Source organism: Octadecabacter algicola (assembly GCF_021532625.1).
Taxonomy (GTDB): domain Bacteria; phylum Pseudomonadota; class Alphaproteobacteria; order Rhodobacterales; family Rhodobacteraceae; genus Octadecabacter; species Octadecabacter algicola.
Genome location: NZ_JAKGAR010000001.1, coordinates 1,113,060 through 1,133,504, shown reverse-complemented (window position 1 = coordinate 1,133,504; position 20,445 = coordinate 1,113,060). Strand labels below are relative to the sequence as shown.

22 protein-coding genes are annotated in these 20,445 nt (G+C 54.6%); 3 read left to right on the top strand and 19 right to left on the bottom strand.

What is annotated here, in order from left to right; translation table 11 throughout:
• The 17 genes from L0666_RS05545 to L0666_RS05465 form a co-directional block, all read right to left on the bottom strand.
• Entirely contained in the window at nt 1-1,116 is a 1,116-nt protein-coding gene (locus L0666_RS05545) for a hypothetical protein (RefSeq protein ID WP_235259317.1), read from the bottom strand.
• Nucleotides 1,113-2,465 (bottom strand): glutamine synthetase family protein, encoded by a 1,353-nt coding sequence (locus L0666_RS05540; protein ID WP_235259316.1) that lies wholly within the window; start codon nt 2,463-2,465, stop codon nt 1,113-1,115. The genes L0666_RS05545 and L0666_RS05540 overlap by 4 nt, the downstream gene beginning before the upstream one ends.
• Nucleotides 2,462-3,139, bottom strand: coding sequence for a type 1 glutamine amidotransferase (locus tag L0666_RS05535; protein WP_235259315.1), 678 nt, complete (start codon nt 3,137-3,139; stop codon nt 2,462-2,464). Before L0666_RS05535 ends, L0666_RS05540 begins: the two co-directional genes overlap by 4 nt.
• 66 nt (nt 3,140-3,205) lie before the next feature.
• Nucleotides 3,206-4,534 (bottom strand): glutamine synthetase family protein, encoded by a 1,329-nt coding sequence (locus L0666_RS05530; protein WP_235259314.1) that lies wholly within the window; start codon nt 4,532-4,534, stop codon nt 3,206-3,208.
• Nucleotides 4,535-4,540: 6 nt separating this feature from the next.
• Nucleotides 4,541-5,353, bottom strand: a complete 813-nt coding sequence (locus L0666_RS05525) for an ABC transporter permease (protein ID WP_235259313.1) — start codon at nt 5,351-5,353, stop codon at nt 4,541-4,543.
• Complete coding sequence (locus L0666_RS05520) at nt 5,353-6,237, bottom strand: ABC transporter permease (RefSeq protein WP_235259565.1); 885 nt, start codon at nt 6,235-6,237, stop codon at nt 5,353-5,355. The genes L0666_RS05525 and L0666_RS05520 overlap by 1 nt, the downstream gene beginning before the upstream one ends.
• Before the next feature lie 72 nt (nt 6,238-6,309).
• Nucleotides 6,310-7,035 carry a transporter substrate-binding domain-containing protein gene (locus L0666_RS05515; protein WP_235259312.1) on the bottom strand — a complete coding sequence of 242 codons (726 nt, stop codon included), beginning with the start codon at nt 7,033-7,035 and terminating at the stop codon, nt 6,310-6,312.
• A gap of 30 nt (nt 7,036-7,065) precedes the next feature.
• Nucleotides 7,066-7,812, bottom strand: a complete 747-nt coding sequence (locus tag L0666_RS05510; RefSeq protein WP_235259311.1) for a substrate-binding periplasmic protein — start codon at nt 7,810-7,812, stop codon at nt 7,066-7,068.
• Nucleotides 7,809-8,579: an ABC transporter ATP-binding protein gene (locus L0666_RS05505; protein WP_235259310.1), complete on the bottom strand. Its 771-nt coding sequence runs from the start codon at nt 8,577-8,579 to the stop codon at nt 7,809-7,811. The genes L0666_RS05510 and L0666_RS05505 overlap by 4 nt, the downstream gene beginning before the upstream one ends.
• 60 nt (nt 8,580-8,639) lie before the next feature.
• A complete protein-coding gene (locus L0666_RS05500; RefSeq protein ID WP_235259309.1) occupies nt 8,640-9,371 on the bottom strand; it encodes a phosphate/phosphite/phosphonate ABC transporter substrate-binding protein in 732 nt (243 codons plus the stop codon).
• A complete protein-coding gene (locus L0666_RS05495; protein ID WP_235259308.1) occupies nt 9,368-9,808 on the bottom strand; it encodes a tellurite resistance TerB family protein in 441 nt (146 codons plus the stop codon). Before L0666_RS05495 ends, L0666_RS05500 begins: the two co-directional genes overlap by 4 nt.
• 42 nt (nt 9,809-9,850) lie before the next feature.
• Complete coding sequence (locus tag L0666_RS05490; protein WP_235259307.1) at nt 9,851-10,279, bottom strand: tellurite resistance TerB family protein; 429 nt, start codon at nt 10,277-10,279, stop codon at nt 9,851-9,853.
• Between the two features lie 38 nt (nt 10,280-10,317).
• Complete coding sequence (locus L0666_RS05485; RefSeq protein ID WP_235259306.1) at nt 10,318-11,088, bottom strand: 23S rRNA (adenine(2030)-N(6))-methyltransferase RlmJ; 771 nt, start codon at nt 11,086-11,088, stop codon at nt 10,318-10,320.
• 77 nt (nt 11,089-11,165) lie between these two features.
• Nucleotides 11,166-12,809 carry a CTP synthase gene (locus L0666_RS05480; RefSeq protein WP_235259305.1) on the bottom strand — a complete coding sequence of 548 codons (1,644 nt, stop codon included), beginning with the start codon at nt 12,807-12,809 and terminating at the stop codon, nt 11,166-11,168.
• A 228-nt stretch (nt 12,810-13,037) separates the two neighbouring features.
• Entirely contained in the window at nt 13,038-13,403 is a 366-nt protein-coding gene (gene secG / locus L0666_RS05475) for a preprotein translocase subunit SecG (RefSeq protein ID WP_235259304.1), read from the bottom strand.
• A 292-nt stretch (nt 13,404-13,695) separates the two neighbouring features.
• Nucleotides 13,696-14,190 (bottom strand): hypothetical protein, encoded by a 495-nt coding sequence (locus L0666_RS05470; protein WP_235259303.1) that lies wholly within the window; start codon nt 14,188-14,190, stop codon nt 13,696-13,698.
• An 81-nt stretch (nt 14,191-14,271) separates the two neighbouring features.
• Nucleotides 14,272-14,670: a DUF6524 family protein gene (locus L0666_RS05465; RefSeq protein WP_235259302.1), complete on the bottom strand. Its 399-nt coding sequence runs from the start codon at nt 14,668-14,670 to the stop codon at nt 14,272-14,274.
• 177 nt (nt 14,671-14,847) lie between these two features.
• Here L0666_RS05465 and L0666_RS05460 point away from each other — a divergent pair, with 177 nt between their 5' ends.
• Nucleotides 14,848-16,143: an adenylosuccinate synthase gene (locus tag L0666_RS05460; protein ID WP_235259301.1), complete on the top strand. Its 1,296-nt coding sequence runs from the start codon at nt 14,848-14,850 to the stop codon at nt 16,141-16,143.
• 4 nt (nt 16,144-16,147) lie between these two features.
• On the top strand, nt 16,148-16,378 hold the full coding sequence (locus L0666_RS05455; RefSeq protein ID WP_235259300.1) for a DUF2842 domain-containing protein: 231 nt from the start codon (nt 16,148-16,150) through the stop codon (nt 16,376-16,378).
• Nucleotides 16,379-16,523: 145 nt separating this feature from the next.
• Here the strand turns inward: L0666_RS05455 and L0666_RS05450 are convergent, their stop codons facing one another.
• Entirely contained in the window at nt 16,524-18,638 is a 2,115-nt protein-coding gene (locus tag L0666_RS05450) for a hypothetical protein (RefSeq protein WP_235259299.1), read from the bottom strand.
• Between the two features lie 222 nt (nt 18,639-18,860).
• Here L0666_RS05450 and L0666_RS05445 point away from each other — a divergent pair, with 222 nt between their 5' ends.
• Complete coding sequence (locus L0666_RS05445; RefSeq protein WP_235259298.1) at nt 18,861-19,547, top strand: thiamine diphosphokinase; 687 nt, start codon at nt 18,861-18,863, stop codon at nt 19,545-19,547.
• Here L0666_RS05445 and L0666_RS05440 read toward each other — a convergent pair.
• The gene (locus L0666_RS05440; RefSeq protein WP_235259297.1) at nt 19,492-20,409 is read right to left on the bottom strand and encodes a DMT family transporter; all 918 of its coding nucleotides are present in this window, start codon (nt 20,407-20,409) and stop codon (nt 19,492-19,494) included. The genes L0666_RS05445 and L0666_RS05440 overlap by 56 nt on opposite strands.
• Nucleotides 20,410-20,445: the final 36 nt, after the last annotated feature.

Sequence of the window (20,445 nt, the reverse complement as noted above, 5' to 3'; positions counted from 1 at the left end):
TTACGGTGCCTCGCGTAGGTCGTAGTAATTCAGGTAATAGGCTTCGCTACGCCAATCAAACGCATGGGCTTCATCGGAATAACCGCCCTCAACCTTTAGGAAATAGCAGTCGACGCAATCGGTTTGCAGGCGGCTTGTCACGAAATCTGGAAAGGCTGCGTCGATGTCGACCTGACGCAGGCTGGCTTGGGTCAAGGCGTTATAGACATCTGTCGGCAGGGTCGTGACACCGTTGATGCGGGCGCGCACCGAATAGAACTGCGCACCTGTAAAGACGATAGGCGCTCCTCCTGCCAAGACAGGCTGATTGTTGTCTTTGTCCGCCAGAACGGCAGGCCCTTGGTCGGTCACTTGCACCCAGTCCAGATCGGCCCCATCTGGCAGCAGTGGAACAATCGCGGATTGCACCAATGCTTCGTGCAACGACGGGTCAAACGAGGCGTCATCAGTGATCACATTGGGCAGCTCAACGATCAGATGGGCAGGTCTTTGCGCCAATGGGAAATCGACCAGCGGGCGTTGATCCAACAGCATATAATTCGGATCGTCTGCGATGCCTTCGATGGTCGCGATGTAGGCTTCATAAGTACTAAATTCGTCGTTGATAGTCTGGTGCGGCACGCTGAAATCCGTCAGCCCTGCGTAATCGATATCCGAGCTGTCAGCAAAATGCCCGCAAGATGAATTGGGGCAGTTCACCGCAGCAATAAGTACATCATCACGAAAAATCTGTGCGATGGTTTCTTCTGACGGGGCACCCATCATATTTAGAAGCAAACTACCGGCTTCTTCACCATCTGGTGTCGTGGTGTTTACGAAGGCTTTGTCTTGGGCCTCAAGAAGGGCCGCCTGGTCGCGAATGATCAGGCGTTCGTGTTCGGTTCCTGGTTGAAACAAGACCAAGGAAATTTCCCCGTTTTCGAAATCGATCCCGCGAAGGAAGAACAGTTTTTCAACCTCTGGCGTGTCTGGAGCTTGTGCGGCTGGGCTGGGGCCATCGGGGGTGCCTGTGGTGATTTCGGTCGGTTGCCCCTCGCTCCCCTTTGCAAGGTAAAACGCTGAGAACGCTAGAACGCCAGCGAGCAACAGAACTGCGGTAAAAGCTAAGCGGATCATACGTTTAACAGGAGGTGTTCACGCTCCCACGGGCTGATGACTTGCAGAAATTCTTCGTATTCGGCGCGTTTGACGATTGAATAAACACGCGCGAAGTCGGGGCCTAAAATTTCGTGCATTTCAGTATTTGCATCAAACAGGTCAAGCGCAGTGAACAACCCTTGAGGCAGTTCTCCGTCGCCTTCATAGGCATCGCCGCTAAAGCGTTTGTCTGCCCAGCGTTCGTTCTTAATGCCAAGGTACCCGCAGGCCAGTGACGCCGCGATGCAAAGATATGGATTACAATCCATCCCTGCGAGGCGGTTTTCGATCCGACGTGCCTTGGGGTCGGACAGTGGAACGCGCAGGCCCGTCGTGCGATTGTCGCGCGCCCATTCAAGGTTGATAGGGGCCGCGTGGTCTTTCACGTAGCGACGGTAGCTGTTCACGTAGGGGGCCATAATCGCGACGACACTTGGCAGATATTCCTGCATGCCACCAATGAACTGGAAGAACGCATCCGTTTCCCCACCCTGAGGGCCCGTGAAGATATTGTTCCCGTCTTGATCAAGGATCGAGTGGTGGATGTGCATCGCGCTACCGGGCTCGTCTTCAATCGGCTTGGCCATAAAGGTGGCAAAGCAATTGTGTTTAAGCGCGGCTTCTTTGAGCAGACGTTTGAAGAAGAAAACCTGATCGGCGAGTTCAACAGGATCACCGTGGTTGAGATTGATCTCAAGCTGACCTGCGCCACCTTCTTGGGTAATGCCGTCGATCTCAAAGCCTTGGATCTCGGCAAATTCATAAATGTCATCGATGACGGGGCCGTAGTCGTCCACGGCTGTCATGGAATAGGCCTGACGCGCAGCAGCGGGGCGTCCAGAGCGGCCGATCATGGGTTCGATCGGTTTGGCGGGGTCTGTGTTCGGCGCGACGAGGAAAAATTCCATCTCGGGCGCGACGACGGGCGTCCAGCCTTCGGCTTCGTAAAGAGCGACTACACGTTTCAGTACGTTGCGCGGCGAAAACTGGATCGGATCACCGTTGGTCGCAAACGCGTCGTGGATCACCTGCAATGTTCCGTCCTCGGCCCATGGGGCCGCTGTCGCCGTGTTGTAATCCGGCTTGAGGATCATATCAGGTTCGGTGAAGCCCGCATCGCCAGCCGCTTCGCCCCAACCGCCCGTGAGGGTCTGAAAGAAGATGCTTTCTGGCAAGTGGAACTGTGTTTGTTTTTCCCATTTCCCAGCCGGAACCGCCTTGCCGCGGGCAATGCCGGGCAGGTCGGAAATCATGCATTCAACTTCATCCAGCCGATTGGCTTCCAGATAGTCGCGGGCGGCTTGTGGGATTTTGGTCATCCAGCTCATACGGATTGGCCTTTCAGGAATGCCCCGATTTGGGCCGCCAGTCGGGCATTTTCCACATCGGCGTTGAGACGCTCTTGTGCCTGCGCGATAAGTTCGGGTGGGACAGCACCACCGCGTGTGCGGATCAACCCTTCGATGACATCAGATCCAAATTCAGGGTGGGCCTGAACGGTAAAGGCCTTGTCGCCATAAACCAAAGCAGCGTTTTCGCAAAAACTGTTGGATGCAATGGGCCGCGCCCCGTCAGGAAGCCGCGTAACCTGATCCTGATGCCAAGCGTTCAAGGAAACTTGTTCGCCCTGCCAGTCGTAGGTTTGGTGCCCAACGGCCCAGCCATCTTTGAACTTTTCAACCTTACCGCCTAACGCCTGCGCGATGATTTGGTGGCCAAAGCAAATACCAACCAAAGGCCGGCCCGCTTCGTAAATGTCGCGGATCAGCGTTTCCAGTGGCGGAATCCAAGGGTGGTCTTCGTAGGCACCGTGTTTAGAGCCCGTAATCAGCCAACCGCCACAGACGTCCACTCCCTCAGGGAAAACTCCGTCAACAATGTTGAATGTCTCAAAGTCAAATCCCTGACCATCAAGAAGGCGTTCAAACAAGTTTGAGTAGTCGCCCAATACATCCCGGAGTTCGTCCGGGGAGTGGCCAGTCTGTAATATGCCGATTTTCATGAAACACCAGTATTTAGCTTGGGTTTAACTTAGTCCGAGGGGGCACGCCGCACAACCCGTGCCGCGCTAGACAGTGTCCAAATACAGATCAACCTGTTCTTCCGCGGACAGGTCTGCAAAGGCCTTTAATTCCTGCCGTTTGGTCGCGACGAAATTGTTGATCAGTTCAGCGGGAAAGATGCGGGCGATTTCAGGATCCGTTTCAAACCGGTCAATGGCCTCGGCCCAGCTGGCGGGCAGTTGCGGTAGGCCTTGGTCATAGGCGTTACCCGTGATCGGTGCGGGTGGTTCCACACCATCTTCTATACCATTCAATGCTGCACCCAGGACGGCTGCCAACATCAAGTAAGGGTTTACGTCCCCGCCCGCGACCCGGTGTTCAATGCGGCGGCCTTTGTGGTGACCACCGGGTACACGGATCGCAGCTGTGCGGTTTTCATAAGCCCAGCAAATCGATGTGGGCGCGTGTGCATTCGGGACCAAACGGTCATACGAATTGCCGTGTGGGGCAAGGATTAGCGCCGACGCGGGCAGGGCCGACATGCAGCCAGCAATGGCATGATGCAAAGCTGGGGTGCCTTCGTCGCCGCCGTTGTCAAAGATGTTGTTTCCGTCCGCATCAAGCACCGAGAAATGCACATGCAGACCATTGCCGGAATATTCGGGATAGGGTTTCGCCATAAAGCTGGCAGCGAACCCGTGCTGGCGCGCAAGCCCGCGCATCAGAAGTTTGAACAGCCATGTATCATCCGCAGCTTTCATCGCGCCGCCATGAGACAGGTTGATTTCAAATTGGCCAAGACCGGCCTCGGAAATGGCTGTCTCGGCGGGGATATCCATGGCCTCTGCGCCATCATAAAACGCCGTGAAGAAGTTATCGAAGGCATCGAGTGCGCGCAGGGACAGGATTTCCGCACCCGGGCGCCGTTTGCCAGACCGAGGGGACGGGACCACAGCAAGGTCCTTGCCGCTGTCATCCACAAGGTAAAATTCAAGTTCCGTGCCGCAGATTGGCGTAAGTCCACGGTCTTTGTAGCGTTTCAAAACGGCAGCCAGCGCATGGCGGGGGTCGCCCTCAAAGGGGCGGCCATCTTCGCGGTGCATCCACATTGGCAAAAGCGCCGATGGGCTATCGAGCCATGGCATCGGGATGAAACCGCGATCTGTTGGCAAGCATACGCCGTCGGGATCGCCTGCTTCAAATACCAAAGGGCTGTCGTCGATGTCTTCGCCCCAGATATCCAAGTTCAGAACTGACAGCGGAAGCCGTGTTCCGTCTTCTTCGATCTTGTCAGCAAACCGCACCGGAATACGCTTGCCGCGCGCGATGCCATTCAGGTCTGCAGCGGCAACGCGGATTGTTTTGATATCGGGGTTTTCATGAAGCCATGACATAGGGTGTTACCTAATGATTTGAGGACGAAAACGGAACTTGGGGCGGGGGGCATCTTGCGGCAGGTGACGGTTCAAACGTCGGCCAATGCGTCCCATGATTGCGATGATTACGAGCGTTACCAGAATGAAATAGAAGGCCAAAATGGGGTAAGGGACGAAAGGGTTGAACGTCTTGTCCGCAAAGAAGCTCGCGTAATACAGCGCATCGCCCTTTTGCTGCCACGCTGGAAACCCGCTGAAATAGACCAACGTGGTTGAGTGGAACAGAAAGATTGCTTCATTGGTGTAGGCTGGCCACGCAAGGCGTAGCATTGTCGGCCAGATCACACGTCGAAAACGGGTCCAACCGGACAGCCCATAGGCGTCGGCGGCTTCGGTGTCGCCTTTGGGGATGCATTGCAACGCACCATAGAATATCTCGCCCGAGTAGGCGGCTGTGTTGAGGAACAACACGATCAAAGCCCCAAGCCATGCGGCGGTGAAGGGGCTGAAAAAGGCGAACTGCCCCTTGAGGGAAAGAAAGAAGAAGTAGGCAAAGAAGAATTGGATGAACAGCGGCGAGCCACGGAAGATAAAGATGAACCATTCAGAGGCTTTGCGGATCACTGGGTTCTTCGCCGCCTTTCCAAGTGCCACCGCCGTTGCCAAAAAGAAGCCCGAGACCAATGCAAGAACGCCGAAATACACGTTCCAAATCATGCCTGATCCGATCAACGTGAATTGTTGGCACAGCGTAAAATCACTGCGTGGTAATAGCCTTTCGCCAAACCCGATCGAGCGGAAGGCATAGTCAGTAATGGTTTGGATGCATTCTTCCATCAGCCAGCCACCTTACGTTGGGCTTCGCCACCTGCCGTGGCTTGGCCACGGGTTAAGCGGCGCATAGTGCGATCCAGAACGATTTCGGAAACGCGGGTAAACGCAAGGTAAAACACCAACAACGCCAAGAAATACCACATGCGCCAGTCGCCATGGGGGTAGCTGGTGAACTGCGGTGTCTTTGTCGCGCCAAGTTCACGCGCCCAATAAACGATGTCTTCAACACCAAGAAGAAATAACAATGGGGTCGCTTTGATCAGCACCATCCAAAGATTTCCAAGACCGGGCAGGGCATAGACCCACATTTGCGGCACAACAATGCGCCAGAATGTTTGACGGGTGTTCATGCCATAGGCGTGCGCGGTTTCAATTTGAGGCTTGGGGACAGCCTTCATCGCGCCAAACAAAACGTTGGCCGCAAAGGCGCCAAAAACGATGGCAAAGGTGAATACGGCAATAAAGAAACCGTAGGTCTCATGGACCCATTGCGGAGCATTGCCGAGCGGCATTTTAGCTGCCGTGCAGACGATAAAGTCATTGCCTTGGCGGATAGCATCCGGCCAGTCAGGGCATTTTATCTGGTGGCGTAGGTATTCGATGCCTTGATCGAGCGCGATCACGAAAAACAGAAAAAACGCAATGTCAGGCACACCGCGCACGATTGCGATGTAGCCTTTGCCAAACCACGATAGGGGCGCGATTTTGCTGCGGGCGGCCATCGCGCCGCCAAAGCCGAAAGATAATGCGAGCGGGGCAGTGATCGCCAACAACGTCAAAACTGTTAAGAATGACCAATAGAACCCCATATGCTTGCCTGTGGTCAGGTAGCAGCTGAGCCATTGGAACGTCCTCAGGACGTCGGGATCTGCGCAAAATTCAAAGATAGGGTGTTCGATCCAAGGTTAGGAGTGCGCCCGCCCTGTCGATCAGGGCGGGCACGTTGGTTTCTTAGTGTCTTATTCGAAAGTAGAAGCAACTTCCCACTTCACGATCAATTCGTTCAGTGTGCCGTCGTCTTTCATGGACTGGATTGCCGCGTCGAATGTTTCGCGCAGCTCAGTATCGCTTTCGCGGATACCCATGCCAACGCCGCCGCCGAGAACTTCTTTGCGCTCAAGCATGACCAATTCGGATTGGCCTTCTAAAGCACCGGCAAGGAAAGACTGATCGGCCAGAACGGCATCAGCTTCGCCACCGCGAACCGCGGCAAGAGTTTCTTCCGGTGTTGCGAATTCAACAACTGTCCAACCTTGGTCAGCGATGAAAGACGCCTGAATTGTACCCGTTTGAGCTGCCACAACAGCGCCTTCAATGTCCAGATCAGCATCCAGAGCAAGGTAAGCGGATGGGTCAGCAGGTGTATAAGCTTGTGTGAAATCAATGATTTCGTCGCGTTCAGCTGTCACAGACATACCAGCGATGATGGTGTCATAGTTGCCAGACACGAGGTTCGGGATAATGCTGTCCCACTCGTTTGTGACCCATTCGCAGGTCAGTTCAGCACGGGCGCAGAGTTCGTCACCGAGTTCACGCTCAAAGCCGTCAACTTCGCCGGCGTCGTTGATGAAGTTCCAAGGTGCATATGCGCCTTCAGTCCCCATGCGTACAACAGAGTGGCCGTCAGCCAGTGCCATTGTGGATGTCAGTGCGACAGCAGCCGTCGCCAGAACAATATTTTTCATTTGATTACTCCAAGTTGGTTAGTTTGTTTCTTATGCCAATGCGGTGGGGTCAAAGCATCGAGAGATCGTGTCACCCGAATCTCGACCAAGCCAGCGCAATTGCAACTGACCTAGTGTTCCATCCGCCGATATCTTTGCCAATAGGTCATTAAGGTCATCAAGCAACGCCGTAGCGTCCTCCGAAACGCCCAGAACAGTTCCGCCTGAGAATGTTGGATATTCACCCAACTCGTAAAAGCCGCCGCGTCCTTCGGAATCTGACACCATATTGTGCGATCCGAACACCACGTCGATTTCACCCGCGGCCAAAGCATCCAATGCGGCAGCTTCAGTCGGGTAAGAGCGAACATCACGTTGTGCTTGCTGCATGGCCTTAAGATAGAGAGATTCGTCCAATGTGCCGATCCGCGAAGTGATCAAATCAACATCGGGACTGGCGCCGACAAAATGGCCCGCACTTTCGCCGCTGTAAACGTAAGGGCAGGTGAAATCCACGATCGCATCCCGTTCAGATGAATAACCAAAGCCACCGGTGACGACATCGACGTCTCCGCGGGCAAGGGCCTGAAAAATGTCGTTCATCGGGAGGTCGACCCAGACGCAGTCGTATTCGCCGCGTTGGCAAATTTCGTCCAACAAATCCTTGTCAAACCCGCGCGCCTGTTCGGTTTCAGGGTCGTAAATATAGGGTGGAAAATGCCCACCCGTAGCGATCCGCAACGTGTCAGCCGATGCCGTGCTTCCCAGCAGGGCCAGAACAATCGCGAGCCCCTTCATGCAGGCACCGTCGCTGAGAGGAACCCTCGCAACCGCTCCGATTGCGGATTGTTGAACAGCTCCTTTGGCGGGCCTTGTTCTTCGATCATGCCCTGGTGCAGGAACACTACGTGATCTGAAATGTCATGGGCCATACGCATATCGTGCGTCACCACCAACATGGTGCGGCCTTCGGTGGCTAGGTCTTTGATAACTTTAACGACTTCTTGTTCCAGTTCGGGGTCAAGCGCCGACGTAGGTTCATCAAACAAGAGGGCTTTGGGTTCCATGCACAGCGCTCGTGCAATTGCCGCACGCTGTTGCTGTCCACCGGAAAGCTGCGCGGGATAAACATCGCATTTGTCACCGATCCCAACCTTGTCGAGGTATTTGCGCGCGCTTGCCTCAACCTCGTCGCGGTCCCGTTTAAGCACGGTAAGGGGCGCCTCCATAACGTTCTGCAGGATGGTCATATGCGCCCAAAGGTTAAACTGTTGGAACACCATCGACAGGTTCGTGCGAATACGGATCATTTGTGCGTGGTCGCTTGGCTGACGGTTAAGGCCTGTGCCTTTCCATTTTACGGGCTCTCCGCAAAACAGAATATCGCCTTGCTGACTGTCTTCCAAAAGGTTCGCACAGCGCAGCAGCGTCGATTTTCCTGAACCGGAAGACCCGATCAAACTGATGACGTGACCTGCAGGTGCTGAAACATCCACACCCTTGAGCACCTCTAATGTGCCATAGGCCTTGTGAAGATTTCGGATTTCGAGAACTGGAGAAGTCATGCGGCCTCTTTTGAAGATTGCGGCGATTAGGGCTTACTTTTCGGGCGATTGCAATGTGCCTTAGGGCGCAGAAGCAAGCGCGATATCATAGGCTGCGTCTGGCAAAACAGCCAAGCCGCGCAGGCCCAATGTATTTGCGTGTTCTGGCGCGAGGTTTGAGATCGCTGACTTTAGCGCCTCTCGGATCGGGGTTGGGTCGTTTTGTGGCGCAGTTATAAATGTCATCCCCGGTGATAACCCAGTTCGGCCGATGACCTGCAATTCAGTCACGCGCGGCTCCCAAGCTTCAAACATGCGCCATGTGACAGCATCAATCGCGGCCAGATCAGCACGCCCATCGGCGACGGCCATCATGCTGTCGTAGTGCGCGCCTGTCTTGATTGTCGTGTGAAATGTAAGGCCCATTTCGCTCACGCGAGCCAGCGGTGCACCCCAGCCAGATTGGGACTGGGCGTCATTATAGGCGAACCGCCCCAACGTTGCAGGCGCGAGACCTCGGCTAGCCTCCCCCGCGCGGACCACGAATACGGAATGATAGTATCCTGCGGGTGTATCTTTCAGGCCATAGTCCGCACAACCGATCCGCGTCACGCGGTCGCGAAAACTGGCACGGTAGGGGAAGTTACATATCTGCCCGAGCAATAGATCCTCGCGTCCCCAGCCATCATCATAAGCGGTTTTGCGATCTATCTCGGGTTCCCCATAACCAAGGATGTTTCTGACACCCGACCACAGTGCATCATGCGCCGCGGCATTTTCCGGGCGATCATACATCGGCAGTCGTGCGATCATTTCCGGTTCATGATCCGGTGGCGGGCTTTGTGGCTGTCTTGGTCCGTTACGCCGAGCAGAGGCGCAACCATACGCAGCAACGCATCTTCGTGATGGTCGCGATCACCGTCGGCCAATGCCACGGACCAAAGAGCCTCTACAACAGCTTCTCGGTCTTCATAAGCTACAGCTTCTTTGATCGCTTTCGTAAACCGCACCGTATCTGGCGCTTCGGTTTCGGCAATCTCGCATTGGGCCCGCAAATTCTGGGCGTCTTGCGACGACAATTCATAACGATCCATCAACACAGCATCAATTTGTGCGATTTCATTGCTGTCATAGACGCCGTCTGCACGTGCCAAGCGCACCAACAACGCACCAAGCGCGACACGCGCATCGGTATCTGAGAATTCGACAGGGTCGGGGGCTGTCAGCCGCTTAAAGAGTTCACCAAACATAATTGGGATATAGGCCCGCTTCTCACAAAGTCCAAGGCTGGATTACGATCGCAAAGCTTCTGCTGCTTCGGGGGCCATTCCAAACGTCTGGGTGGCAATTGCAACAACTTGTTGTTCGGTGTCATGGCGCTGACCATCGGCGTCCGCCACTTTCCAAAGTGCGCTGACCAATTCGTCTCTTTCACTCGTGGACACGTCGCATGTCAGAATGTTGGCCAGTTCGCTGGTGTCAGGCATGGCAGCTTCCAGTTTTTCGCATTCAGCTCGCATGCGCGCAGCTTCGATGGCGTTTAAACTGTAAAGGTCGGCCAGCAAGTGATCGATTTCCTCGATCTCTTGGAACAGATACGCTCCATCGGCTTTGGCCACACGGACCAAAAGCGCACCAAGTGCATGGCGCGCATCGGCCTCGGGCATTGGCGTTAAATCGGCGATAGGGGCGGTGAGGCGGGCAAGAATTCTTTCAAACATAAGGGGTAGTTTAGGCGTGTTAACTATTCTCGCAAGCCTCAAAGCTGCTCAAAAGCATCCCCAAGGTCTTTTAACGCCTCATCAAGTCCCCAAGGCGGGTTCACGATGAACATTCCTGATCCCACCATGCGATGGCCGTCACGTGCTGGTGCAAACCTTACTTCGTGGGTCAATGCCTCAGGAAACGTCGTCTGCAAGGCCCGTAGCATGCCGCGATGGCGCATATCCGTAAGGATCGGATACCAGAGCATCAACACCCCAACAGGCCAGATTTTCGCAAGCTTTGCGAAATGGCGTGGGATATCCATATATTCGGCCTTCACCTCGTAAGATGGATCAACCAACATCAACCCACGGCGTGGGGTCGGGGGACACAGCGAATACGCCATTTCAAACCCGTCTTGCCCGTGAATATGGGCACCCGCAACTGCCTGTTTTAATGCGGCATGTTCTTGCGGGTGCAGTTCTGCCACGTGCAAAACGTCATCGCCGCGCAACAGATGGGACGCAATCCATGGGGACCCGGGGTAGGCGTTGTCGCCGAATTCGTCACGACAGGCGTTCAACGCCGCTGCATACGGATGGCCTTCGTCAAACCAATCGCCAACGCTGCCAATTCCTGCTTCGGCCTCTCCGGTTTTGACGGCCTCATCAGCGGTCAAGTCGTACAATCCACGCCCTCCGTGAGTTTCAATGTAACTCAGCGGTTTGTCCTTGCGGGTCATGTAGTCCAACACCCACGCAAGGGTGGAATGCTTGTGAACATCCGCCAAATTGCCCGCATGATAGAGGTGTTGATAAGACAGCATATATGACCTCTTGTCGTTCATCGGGCGCCCAATCACTCCTAAGAGGCGAAGGGCGTATGGGCGCAGCCCCGTCGAATTTATACCAGACGCGACGCTTCGACAGCTGCACGCACGAAATCTGCGAACAATGGGTGCGGTGCGAAGGGTTTGGATTTCAGTTCGGGGTGGAATTGCACACCGATAAACCACGGGTGATCCGTCCATTCGACGATCTCAGGCAGTTTGCCGTCCGGTGACATCCCCGAGAAAATCAGGCCACCTTCTTCAAGCTGTGCGCGGTACTTCGTGTCGACTTCATAGCGGTGACGGTGGCGTTCTTCTATGGCGGTGGATCCATAGATTTCTGCGACTCTAGATCCTTCTGTCAATACAGCATCATAGGAGCCAAGGCGCATGGTACCGCCTTTGTCATCGCCTGTTTTGCGCTTAACTTTGGCGTTGCCCTGTACCCATTCCTTTAGGTGGTAAACAACGGGTTCAAAACGCTTCTTACCAGCCTCATGGTCGAATTCTTCTGATCCGGCCGATGAAATTCCGGCCACATTGCGCGCGGCTTCAATTACGGCCATTTGCATGCCCAAACAGATGCCGAAGTACGGGATCTTGCGTGTGCGCGCGAATTCAGCTGCTTTGATTTTACCTTCGGTGCCGCGTTCGCCAAAACCGCCAGGAACCAGAATGGCGTGGTACCCTTCAAGGTGCGGGGCTGCGTCCTCAGAGTCGAAAACCTCCGCATCGACCCACGATACGTTGACCTTAACACGGTTGGCCATGCCACCATGGGTCAGGGCCTCTTTGAAGGACTTATAGGCATCTTCAAGCTGCGTGTATTTGCCGACAATCGCGACATTCACTTCACCGTCGGTGTGGTGAATACGGTCTTTGACATCATTCCAGACAGACAAATCAGGGCGCGGGGCAGGGTTGATATTGAACGCATCCAAGACAGCCTGATCCAAACCTTGTTCATGATAGGCGAGCGGCGCTTCGTAGATCGATTTCAAATCATAGGCTGCAACAACCGCGTCTTTGCGCACGTTACAGAACAGCGCGATCTTTTCGCGTTCTTTGTCAGGGATCGGGTGCTCTGAGCGGCACACAAGAATATCGGGCGCAATGCCGATGGATTGCAGCTCTTTAACGCTGTGCTGTGTCGGCTTTGTCTTCAACTCGCCTGATGCCGCAAGGTAGGGCAGCAAAGTCAGGTGCATAAAGATACATTCGCCGCGCGGCTTATCGTGGCTGAATTGGCGAATGGCTTCAAAGAAGGGCAGGCCTTCAATGTCGCCTACGGTGCCACCGATCTCACAGAGCATGAAATCGACTTCGTCTTCGCCGACATGCAGGAATTCTTTGATTTCATTGGTCACATGGGGAACCACTTGGATGGTCTTCCCGAGGTAATCGCCACGACGTTCTTTTTCCAGAACGGTTGAATAAACACGGCCAGAGGATACCGAATCCGTCATTCGTGCCGGAACACCCGTAAAACGTTCGTAGTGCCCAAGGTCGAGGTCGGTTTCGGCACCGTCATCAGTGACAAACACTTCGCCGTGCTCGAACGGGGACATCGTGCCCGGATCGACATTCAAATAGGGGTCTAGCTTGCGCAACCGTACGGAAAACCCGCGGGCTTGAAGCAAGGATCCCAATGCAGCTGACGCGAGGCCTTTGCCAAGTGATGAAACCACACCACCAGTGATGAATACGTAACGCGCCATAAATCAGGAAACCCCCGTGAAGCCTGCCAGCCAGAATTGGCTAAATAAGTGAATACCTTGCCGGCGGATAACCGCAGGAAAGCATGTATCACGGGATTTAAGTCTAGTCGGATTCGGGTGGTGTTGGCAACTAGCCCCGAACAACTTTAGACGGCAAAACCGCAATATACTGTGGATAGAATGCCTTAGCCCGCAACCCTTAGTGGTGTTGAGGGCTCAAGGACCGGTTTAGTCAACGTCAGGCGTCAGCGGTTCGTCTGTTGCTGCGTCCGGTGTTGGCGGCAACAGGCTTTCGCCTGCGCTTGGCGCAACTTCGCCGTCGATTGATTCCGTAGGAACACCAGCGCCATCTACGACCGACGCATCGCTGGCCTTCTGAGCGGACAGGATCGTCAGTGCAATCGATGTACAAATAAACGCAACCGCAAGGATCCAAGTGACCTTACCAAGGGCCGTCGCACCTGGGCGCCCACCTTGGGCACCACCGCCACCGCCGCCAATACCAAGGCCGCCGCCTTCGGACCGCTGCAAAAGCACAACGCCAATCAATGACAGTGCGAGCAAGAGGTGAACAACAAGAACGACGTTTTCCATGAATTGGACCTTTGGCGATGAGACAGGGGGTATCTAGAAGCGAAAGGGGCGCGTCGCAACCCCTGAAAGTCAGGATTAGTAGCCTTGCTCCAAAGTTAATCGAGCGGGAATTGAAGGCTATACGCGGAAGAGTTTGAGGTCTCTTTGTCGAAGTATGTCGCAACGTTAGGGGTGAAGTGAAGAATACTATCAAGGAATTAATAGCTACGGTAGCAAGTTTCAGAGCCCAAGCGATCTCACCTCCGGCCCTGTAGGAAGTGAAGGTTGGCAGGAAAGACGGAAGCGGAGCTAATCAGTAATGCTTTATTACATCCTTACCCAGAAATTCAGCAGCGAATTCGCTCCAACTTTCGTGGAGTGCGACAATCTGTGTTTCTGGACTGAATTCGCTGTCTAGTTTGTATAGGCCAATTTCTATGTCTTCAGGGTTGTTTTCGATTGCTGCATTCCCATCCAAAACAACCATCACATCAGACATCGCATTGAATAACGCCAACTTCAGTACGGTTTCGACTTCGTCAGTTAGCCCTGCTTTGTCTATTTGATCGACTGCATTTTTTACATGAGCTGTTACGGATTCCGCGTCGCGAAAATATTGAGGTACTTTACCATTTTCAACTGTTTTATCAGCGAAAAACCTTAACAATGTCGCCCGTGAAATCTGGTCAAATCCTTCGCGAAGCTGAGATTTCGCCCAAGACTCGGCATTAGGTGCGCCGAGTTGTTCAAATTGTGATGTCAGTTTTCGTAATTTCGGAAACAAGAAGCGATCCTTAATACTGGCCATTTAAAACTCCTCTATCGATATGCCCCCAAACACACGTATTTTAGGAATTACTTTGCGGCTAAAGTCATCTAAATTGACCCTTCACTCATCCACATCATCCATATCTGCCTGACCAGACAGGCGGCGGCGGACGTGGGACCAAGACAGGCCGATTCCCAGAACGATGGACATGGCGATGAGGCCGATCCATGTGTTGGCAGTTTGGTTTTCGAAATTGAGCCACCCCAGATCATAAGCGACCCAAAGAAGGGCGCCGACAAGCCCAAGCACAAGTGCCATCCCGAACACGCCGATAGAGCGCATCGTGGCGCGCATGTAGATAATGTAGCCAACAATCAAAAGAAGCCCGCACAGAACGGCAATCGATAGGTTTTCAGAGCCGTTTTCCATAACCCACGACGTGTAATTCCATTGGGTTGGATTATAGGTGGCGGCCAACAGGATAAATGCGAATAGCCAACGTAGTGCAAAACCGCTCATGATCGTCCTCAGAGTGTCGTTGTTTTGGCGCAAGATGACGGGGGCGAGGCGATCTGTCCATAGGATCGCTAAAATGTCCGCTTTCACACCGGTGCATGATGCCCTAAGAGGGGCACGGGTTTTCAGACCTTACACTGGAACACTCTGGAATTACTCTGGCACCTTAGGGGAATCAAAATGGCGAACGTGGTAGTTGTCGGCGCACAATGGGGCGACGAAGGCAAAGGCAAGATCGTGGACTGGTTGTCCGAACGGGCGGATGTGATTGCGCGCTTTCAGGGAGGACACAACGCAGGCCATACGTTGGTTATTGATGGGGCGGTCTACAAACTGCACGCTTTGCCATCCGGCGTTGTGCGCGGTGGCAAGCTTTCGGTCATTGGTAATGGTGTCGTGCTCGACCCTTGGCACCTGATGAAAGAGATCGCCACGATTGAAGCGCAGGGCGTTGAAATCAACCCAGACAACCTGATGATCGCCGAAAACACACCGCTGATCCTGCCGATCCACGGCGAACTGGACCGCGTACGCGAAGAAGCCGCAAGCAAGGGCACCAAGATCGGGACAACAGGCCGCGGCATCGGCCCAGCCTATGAAGATAAAGTTGGCCGTCGTTCTATCCGCGTTGCTGATTTGGCGGATGCAGCCACGCTCGAGGCGCGTGTTGATCGTGCATTGCAGCACCACAACCCGCTGCGCAAAGGTCTTGGCTTTGACGAAATCGACCGCGATGAACTTTTGGCACAGTTGCAAGAGATTGCGCCGAAAATCTTGCCATATGCCGCGCCGGTTTGGAAAGTGCTGGCCGAGAAACGCAAAGCCGGTAAGCGCATCCTGTTTGAAGGTGCACAAGGCGCACTGCTGGACATTGATTTCGGCACTTATCCGTTTGTGACCAGTTCCAACGTGATTGCAGGGCAGGCGGCGACTGGTGTTGGCCTTGGTCCTACGGCGATTGATTACGTTCTGGGTATCGTAAAAGCCTACACAACCCGCGTTGGCGAAGGCCCGTTCCCAACTGAACTTGAAGACGCTGATGGCCAGCGCCTTGGTGAGCGCGGCCATGAATTTGGCACCACCACAGGTCGCAAACGTCGTTGTGGTTGGTTTGACGCGGCGTTGCTGCGCCAAACTTGCGCGACATCTGGAATCACGGGCATCTGCCTGACGAAACTGGACGTTCTGGACGGGTTCGAGACGCTGAAGATCTGCGTTGGCTATGATCTGGATGGCGAACGGTTGGACTATTTGCCGACCGCGGCAGATGCACAGGCACGCTGCACGCCGATCTACGAGGAAATGGAAGGCTGGTCCGAAAGCACCGAAGGTGCGCGGTCTTGGGCGCAGCTTCCGGCTCAGGCAATCAAATATGTGCGCCGTGTGGAAGAGCTGATCGAATGCCCTGTGGCGCTTGTTTCCACGTCTCCGGAACGCGAAGATACGATTCTCGTCACTGACCCGTTCGCGGATTGATCTGATGGCGCTAAGTCACAAAGCCCGCAAACGCTGGTCGCTGGTGATCTTGTTGATTGGGCTACCTGCCTACTTGGTGATCGCGGTGACGGTGATGAATACGCTGTTCCCTGACCCGTTGGATCAACCCCCATTCTGGGTGAACTTTGCGATCTATGTGGGGCTTGGGGTTCTTTGGGCTTTTCCGTTCAAGTTCGTCTTTAAGGGCATTGGCCAAGCGGACCCTGACGCCTGACACGATCCTAGCGGAGCCGCTGCGCGGCGCGGTTTCCACAGGAACTTGTGGCTGATCTGAGCCCTTTACTGCCAAGAGGGCTTCTCAAACACAAACGGCGCGCCGGGATGTCCCGACGCGCCGTTTGTGTTCTTATTTCAAGAGATTAGCTTGCGCGCTTCTCAGGGTTAAAGCGGCTGTCATCGGCCACTTGGAAACGACCATTGCGCACTTTGGTAAATCGACCCGCCTTGAGCAGGTCCGCAAAGCTGCGCAGCCCGTCTTCGCGATTGAATTCATCACTGGCCACAGTGCGCACACGGCGCAGGATCTGTGGGCGAGAGAATTCATCCGCACCTTCAACAAAGGCCGTATAAGCTGCTGCTGCTTCCAACAGGTCCGGCAATTCAGACGCACCCATGTTTTCTGCGAATTCAGCAAATGAGCCGGCGGCCTGTGGCTGCTGTTGCTGTGCGTCGTCCTTACGGGCGGTAACACGGCGCGGGACAACCGGACCATCGCGTTGTTCAGTCTCAGGCAGGTCGACGCGCTGGGCAGCAACCAGTTTCAACGGAGCAGGGCGAGGGCGTTCAGTGCGAGTCTTGTCGCGGATAACCGGACGTGGACGTATCGCACTGCTTTCTGGCTGAACAACCTCAGAGAGGTCGTTGCGGAATGCGTTTTCGACGTCTTGGTCGTCGTCGTCATCCTCACCAGCCATGCGTGCAGCTTCTTTGGCTGCGACAGCGGCCTTTAGCTGTGCGATAGCATCGCGGCGACGGCTGCCTTCGGGTTCTTGCATCTGAGCGTCTGTTTCAGACATCAAACGATCCAAGGCGGAGTCATCTACCTGTGGTTCCTCGGTGAAGAATTCAGAAGCGGCAGGCGCGTCTTCGACAGCAGTTTCGACACTGTCTTCAACGTCGCTTTCCACAGCATCTTCGTCTTGGTCCGCTATGACGCCCAAAATCGCACTGCTTAGCGTGGTATCGGCGTCCATGGTATCAACGTCTGTCGTATCGGCGTCCGTTGCATCATCTTCTGCATCAGCTTCAAAGCTGTCGACCTCAGCCTCATCTTCTTCGGCAATTTCAACGTCATCAACAGGTGCATCAATTGTGCCCGTATCATCGTCATTGATCACATCTTCATGGATCGCCTTCAGATCTTCAGCGAGCTCGTCATCAAGGTCCGCATCTTCTTTGATGTCAGTGTCCGTAAAGTCGCTGTCTTCAAGGTATTCATCCAAATCGTCAGCGCCGTCCAACAGGGCAAAATTTGTTCCTGTCGGTGTCTCTGCTTCTGGTTCCTTATTTTCGGCGATCGCTTTTTCGAAATCCGCACGTTTCATCCGGACAACCCGGGCACGTGGTGCTTCAGGCTGTACAGGGGCGTCGAGGATTTCTGCGTCGTCAGTATTGCGTGCCATCACACGGGAAATCATGTCTGGCGCGTCGGTTGCATCGCCGTCCTCAATCGCAGATGCGTCGTCCGCATCTGGCAAGAACGGTTCCGTCAAATCGTCCGTGTGATCATTAGCGGCAGAGGTATCGGGCGACTGGCCAACTACAGCGCGGATACGCTGAAGTTTCGCCGCAACGCTTTCGCTGTCAGGGTGCGCCGGAACTGTTACCGTTTCGCTCACGTCTGCTTCGGGCGCTGGATTGGACATCGCGAGCATAGAAGACAGCGCGCTATCGCGTGTTTCTTCGACATCGGACCCATGTGCCGTGTCCGCCTCGTCTGTTGTCGCAGAGCTTACGGACTCCAAAACGGAGGTGTCTTCGTCTAGTTTATTTGCCGCATCAGCCTCTGCCTTTGCATCGGCTTCGGCTTTCGCATCAGCCTCTGCCTTCGCGTCGGCTTCGGCTTTTGCGTCGGCTTCGGCTTTTGCGTCGGCTTCCGCTTCAGCTTTCGCCTTTGCCTTCGCAGCTTTCTCCGCCTTGCGTTTGGCCTTGGCGGCCGCTTTCGCGGCTTTACGGGCGGCCTTTGCTTCGGCTTCTGCTTTGGCCTCTGCGGTTGCGGCGGCTTCTGCCTCAGCAGTGCGCTCAGCAATATCGTCGGCATCTGCGTCGGTGACGGACATGTCGCCTTTAGACTGATCGCTCAGGGCTGTGGCCCGAAGAACGATTTCGCCATCATCCATGCGAGCATCTACGCGGCGTGAAATTTCACGCTCTGCGATTTTTGCCAACATATCTGCATCAGGGGTGGGGGGCTCCGCACCAAAATACCTGTCATCAGCGGCCAGACCGCGGAAATATTCCGCGATAGCTTTCATCGTGCTGAAGGAATCGTCGAAACCTTCAAGTGTGCACGAGAAAGTGCCGTATGAGACGGTAAGAATCTTACTTGTTCCAACCATTGTTTGCTCGCTTTCTAACCAACCAGTGATACCTTGTTTACCATCAATTGGTTCGCAATCCGGAACAGAACCGCGATAAACTGGGTATTATTTCGTGACCGTTTTAAGGCAAGTTTCTCAACTCGAGGGTAATCTAACGTGATCCGGCCAATTGTTTCAAACCCCAGTCCAATAACGCTTATTGGTGGTGCAAACCCTGCATCTGGTGCCCTTACTATCGCCTTAAAGTGGGGCAAAATTGTGGTTTGCGCTGACGGTGGAGCGGATATTGCCCTGTCAGAGCGACTACAGCCTGCCGCAGTTGTGGGCGACATGGATTCGATTTCCGAGTCGAGTAAGCAGGCCTTCAAAGAAGTACTGCACCATATTCCCGAACAAGACAGCACTGATCTGGATAAAGCGCTGCGCCACATCGAGGCCCCCTTGGTTCTCGGCGTGGGGTTCAGTGGTGCCCGACTAGATCATGAATTGGCGTCCCTCACTGTTATGGTCCGGTATCCTGACCGTCCGATTATTTTGATTGGCGAAGAAACGTTTGCGCTGCTGTGTCCACCCGAACTAACGCTCGATTTGGATGTGGGGTCACTGGTCTCGCTTTTTCCGATGGCTGATGTCGGATGCGAGAGTGAGGGGCTACACTGGCCGACGGATGGGCTGAGGTTGGCTCCGGATGGACGGGTCGGAACGTCAAACAAAGCGGATGGACCCGTCACTTTGCGGCCCGATGCACCGAAATTGTTGTTGATTTTGCCTCGTGACGCGCTGGAACTTACGGTGCAGGCGCTTTTGCAAGGGTCCGTGCGATGGCCCGCTCGCGCAAGATAATGTAAAGCCCAGCAGCAATCGTGATGCCGATGCCCATGGCCGCCAACCCGTTAGGGAGGTCGCGGAACACCAGATAACCGATTACCGTTCCAATCGGGATTTCCAGATACTGCATCGGTGCCAATGTGGCCGAAGGCGCGAACCGCAGGCTCCACGTCATTAACAGATGGGCGAGGGTGCCCAACACGCCCAGCCACAACAGCAACCACCATGCAGTCCCCGAAACAGCGCCGGTTTCCAGTAGCGAGAGCGACGGGAATAACAGCAACGCGCCACCGATCAGGGGCGCGGCCATCAAGCCAGACAAAGCTTGAAGGCCAATTGGGTCGACATCCTTGGCGATCTTACGGGTTACCAACATAAAAAGAGCAAAGACAACGGCGACCCCCAAAGGCAGCAACGCAGGCGCGCCCACATCTATAAAATTCGGCTGCACAACCAAAAGCGTGCCGCAAAACCCAACGGCACACGCAATCAGCCGATGTGGTCCAATGTCTTCGCCCAAGAATACCCGCCCAAGCAGCAACATAATGAATGGCATGACGAAAGCGATGGCGATCGCGTCGGCCAGTGGCAGGTATTGAAGCGATGAAAACATCAATCCAATCCCAGCGATATGCAGCAGCGTGCGCAGCGCCGTCAGTTGCAACAACCGTCGACCATTTGGCATTGGGTAGCCAAATAAGACAACGAGCGGGAGCAACAGCGCAGCTTGCACAGTAAATCGGATGAACACCAAGAAACCCACCGACATTTCGTCTCCCAATAGTTTGGCGGTGGCATCGCCAAGCGGGGCAAGCACACAAAAGCCAAGCATCAGTAAGATGCCAAGAAACGGGCGATCAGGGGATTGGGACGTCATCAAGTTACGCTACGGGGGATCACGGTGCGCGTCTAG

Coding starts and splice junctions, on each gene's coding strand:
- L0666_RS05505 (WP_235259310.1), bottom strand. CDS start 8,579: ATGACTTCTCCAGTTCTCGAAATCCGAAATCTTCACAAGGCCTATGGC.
- L0666_RS05440 (WP_235259297.1), bottom strand. CDS start 20,409: ATGACGTCCCAATCCCCTGATCGCCCGTTTCTTGGCATCTTACTGATG.
- L0666_RS05460 (WP_235259301.1), top strand. CDS start 14,848: ATGGCGAACGTGGTAGTTGTCGGCGCACAATGGGGCGACGAAGGCAAA.
- L0666_RS05535 (WP_235259315.1), bottom strand. CDS start 3,139: ATGAAAATCGGCATATTACAGACTGGCCACTCCCCGGACGAACTCCGG.
- L0666_RS05480 (WP_235259305.1), bottom strand. CDS start 12,809: ATGGCGCGTTACGTATTCATCACTGGTGGTGTGGTTTCATCACTTGGC.
- secG (WP_235259304.1), bottom strand. CDS start 13,403: ATGGAAAACGTCGTTCTTGTTGTTCACCTCTTGCTCGCACTGTCATTG.
- L0666_RS05525 (WP_235259313.1), bottom strand. CDS start 5,353: ATGGAAGAATGCATCCAAACCATTACTGACTATGCCTTCCGCTCGATC.
- L0666_RS05545 (WP_235259317.1), bottom strand. CDS start 1,116: ATGATCCGCTTAGCTTTTACCGCAGTTCTGTTGCTCGCTGGCGTTCTA.
- L0666_RS05465 (WP_235259302.1), bottom strand. CDS start 14,670: ATGAGCGGTTTTGCACTACGTTGGCTATTCGCATTTATCCTGTTGGCC.
- L0666_RS05500 (WP_235259309.1), bottom strand. CDS start 9,371: ATGATCGCACGACTGCCGATGTATGATCGCCCGGAAAATGCCGCGGCG.
- L0666_RS05455 (WP_235259300.1), top strand. CDS start 16,148: ATGGCGCTAAGTCACAAAGCCCGCAAACGCTGGTCGCTGGTGATCTTG.
- L0666_RS05490 (WP_235259307.1), bottom strand. CDS start 10,279: ATGTTTGAAAGAATTCTTGCCCGCCTCACCGCCCCTATCGCCGATTTA.
- L0666_RS05510 (WP_235259311.1), bottom strand. CDS start 7,812: ATGAAGGGGCTCGCGATTGTTCTGGCCCTGCTGGGAAGCACGGCATCG.
- L0666_RS05540 (WP_235259316.1), bottom strand. CDS start 2,465: ATGAGCTGGATGACCAAAATCCCACAAGCCGCCCGCGACTATCTGGAA.
- L0666_RS05485 (WP_235259306.1), bottom strand. CDS start 11,088: ATGCTGTCTTATCAACACCTCTATCATGCGGGCAATTTGGCGGATGTT.
- L0666_RS05530 (WP_235259314.1), bottom strand. CDS start 4,534: ATGTCATGGCTTCATGAAAACCCCGATATCAAAACAATCCGCGTTGCC.
- L0666_RS05450 (WP_235259299.1), bottom strand. CDS start 18,638: ATGAAAGCTATCGCGGAATATTTCCGCGGTCTGGCCGCTGATGACAGG.
- L0666_RS05515 (WP_235259312.1), bottom strand. CDS start 7,035: ATGAAAAATATTGTTCTGGCGACGGCTGCTGTCGCACTGACATCCACA.
- L0666_RS05495 (WP_235259308.1), bottom strand. CDS start 9,808: ATGTTTGGTGAACTCTTTAAGCGGCTGACAGCCCCCGACCCTGTCGAA.
- L0666_RS05470 (WP_235259303.1), bottom strand. CDS start 14,190: ATGGCCAGTATTAAGGATCGCTTCTTGTTTCCGAAATTACGAAAACTG.